The sequence below is a fragment of the Dolichospermum sp. UHCC 0352 genome (genome assembly GCF_009711925.1).
Taxonomy (GTDB): Bacteria; Cyanobacteriota; Cyanobacteriia; order Cyanobacteriales; family Nostocaceae; genus Dolichospermum; species Dolichospermum lemmermannii.
This window is the reverse complement of record NZ_VIKY01000128.1, coordinates 1-2,885: the sequence shown is the minus strand read 5'-3', so window position 1 is coordinate 2,885 and position 2,885 is coordinate 1. Positions and strand designations below refer to the sequence as shown.

Genomic DNA, 2,885 nt, shown 5'->3' with positions numbered 1-2,885 from the left:
TTGTTGCAACAGTTGGGTATATAGTTCATCTAACTGAGCAGCTACACCATGCCAGCTAAATTTATTAATAACACGCTTTTTAGCAGCTTTTCCTAATTCTTGCTGCCATACAGGATTACCCAGAATCCGATCAATAGCGTGGTTAAAAGCTGGGACATTTTGCGGTGGTACTAATAAACCAGTTTCTTCATTGACAACAGTGAATTGTAATCCACCGACATCACTAGCGACTACAGGTGTACCGCAGGCCATCGCCTCGATAGCTACTAATCCAAAGGGTTCATAGTGGCTGGGAACAACACAAACATCAGCAGCAGCAAAATAAGCTGGTAATATATGCCGACTCAGACAACCGGGAAAAGAGGTGCATTCACCCATTCCTAACTCGTTGACAATGCCGGTGAGGCGATCGCGTTCTTTTTCATCACTATTTCCCGGTGTGCAACCACCACCAATAATCAACTGCAATTGTTTTGATTCATAAAACTTAGATTCTCGCATTGCCCTGACTAAAGTTTCTATGCCTTTTCGGGGGTCAAATCTACCTACATATAACACCACTTTAGCTTCTGGATCAATTCCTAAAGTAGCCCTGGCAGCTTGTCTTTCCACTGAACCAAACTGCTGAATATCTGTCCCACAGGGAATAATATCAATTTTGCCTTTTTGGGAAACAAGCGATCGCATATGTTCCAGTTCTTGGGGACTGGTGGCCACAATTCTTTCCGCTGTTTCCAATACTTGTTTTTCAACTATTAAACGTTGACTAGCCACCAAAGGAATATTTTCTATGGTGTTATATTTAATCACCCCTAAAGAATGGTAGGTATGAACCTGTTTAGTTCCTTGTCTTTTCTTTAGTTCCATCCCTACCCAGCTAGATAACCAATAATTAGTATGCACTAAATCATAATTAATCCCAGCTTCTTTTTGAAATTCTATTAACTGAAAGACGAAATCTGGCAAATATTGAAAACCCTGATCTCTTGGCACAAATTCCACCGGACCTGCGGTTAACCGAATAGTCCGACAATTAGGGTGATGTTGCACTATCCTTTCTTGATCAGCACTGACCCTCCGGCTAAACATATCTACCTGCCATCCTAGCTGTGCCAGGGCTTCACCCACTTGGCGGACATAAACATTTTGTCCTCCTGCCTCTTCTCTGCCTATTTCAATTGCTGGATCGCCATGAACTGAAATTAAAGCAATATGTTTTTTAGTGGTAGCTTTCATAAATTTTTCTGTTTCTGATTTCAACAAGGTAGGAGTGAGTTTTCAACTTGTGCTTATTAAACTGAAATCTGTGTTTTTCTGGGGAACTTTGCATAATTAATATTTATTATATTTTAACTATTACCAAAATATTGGTTAATTTTCCCCAGTTTCTATATTTATGTTTAATACCTTCGATAGATATTTTTCTCTATCTTTTTATAGCGACAAACGAATATTATCTATCATGATATATGAGTTAATTCATGATAAAACCTATCTGAAGTAGCAAAGCCACATCCTAAGTTAGATATTTACAATTCATTATTTACAAGGTTCAAGCAATCAAAATTATTTCCATGAAAGTAAATACATCAAAATTAAATTGCCGAAAATATCACCTTAATTACCATCATTTTCAAAAGCACTGATTTAATCAAGATAATTGTATTAGCTTATACTATTCCTACATTGTCAGAATTTTTGTTAATTTAGATACAGTTTTCCTAAAAAATCACAAATTTTGTGTAATTGCACCGTCAAACCTCAAAAATTGCCAAAACAAACAGTGCAGATAACCTGATGTGGCTACCTGCACTGCTTGTTGATTGGATTTGAAAGAAATTTCTAACCGCTGAAACTGATATCGAAGCAGCTTCAAGAATTACTCTCAAAGCACATTGATTGAATAGACAATCTAGTTGGTAGCTTGTGCTTCCAACATCTGTCTGAGCTTTTCTAAATCCGCTGCCCAACGGGGATCTGGACGAAAAGCTTCGTTATCAACGTTACCAACAGTCTCACGCGCACCACCACCACCACCACGGCGAGGTTTTTTAGTTCTCTCCCGACGGTTGCCTTCTTTGTTGCTGCTAGGAACGGGGGAACTACTACCTTGGATGACTGGTTTAGGGACCTGTTGTTGTGGTTGTTCGTCCCCTTCCTCACCTTTAGTCCGTGGTAAAGCTTTTTCTAGCTTAATGGGTGTATCTTTGAACATTTGACCATTATATTTTTCAATAATTTGATCGGCTTGTTCGTCATTGTTCACCGTTAAAAACCCAAAACCACGGCATTTGCCTGTTTTACGGTCTTTAATTAGTTTAGTGGTGACAGCATCGCCTTCTTCTGCAAATACAGCTTGCAAATCTTGACGATCAATTTCTTCCTTGGGCAAATTTCCTATATATAGGCGAATGGACATGGAACATACCTCCAAATTGGGATTAAACAGGGCAAGACAAAAACAATGAATTGGCTTTGGTTTTTGAATAGATACTATGGACTAAAAACTGCCACAAACCAATTTCTGTAATCCGATAGTGTAGCGTGGCGTAAGTCATGCTATCAACTTATAGAATACAGTTTTTTATTGGGATCAAGCTTATTTGCCACGAAAGCACTTATGCACTCGTGGGCTAATATCACTTTAATTTTCGGAATTGTTAATTTAATAGCCAACTATCCACCACAGTAAATTCATTCTTCTTAATTCTTGCCCGCAGAACAAAATACCATTGCTTAACATTATCATGGTATTTCCTACGTAGCTAGTTCCGCAGAAACTTTTCCGCCAATAGCCAATAGTATGAGCTTATCGTAACATAAAACACATTTTTAAAGCAAGAGGCAAAACAGGCAGGGAGCAGGGGGAATATTTCTTCCCACTG

2 protein-coding genes are annotated in these 2,885 nt (G+C 38.6%); both read right to left on the bottom strand.

Translation table 11 applies throughout. The features are described 5' to 3' along the window. A partial coding sequence (locus tag FJR06_RS08700; protein ID WP_168651247.1) for a glycosyltransferase family 1 protein occupies positions 1–1,236 on the bottom strand: 1,236 nt, incomplete at its 3' end. Positions 1,237–1,912: 676 nt separating this feature from the next. Next, on the bottom strand, positions 1,913–2,419 hold the full coding sequence (locus tag FJR06_RS08695; protein ID WP_168651246.1) for an RNA-binding protein: 507 nt from the start codon (positions 2,417–2,419) through the stop codon (positions 1,913–1,915). Positions 2,420–2,885 lie beyond the last annotated feature (466 nt).

Bases quoted from the DNA above. Each gene is read 5' to 3' on its own strand.
- FJR06_RS08695 (WP_168651246.1), bottom strand. From the start codon at position 2,419: ATGTCCATTCGCCTATATATAGGAAATTTGCCCAAGGAAGAAATTGAT.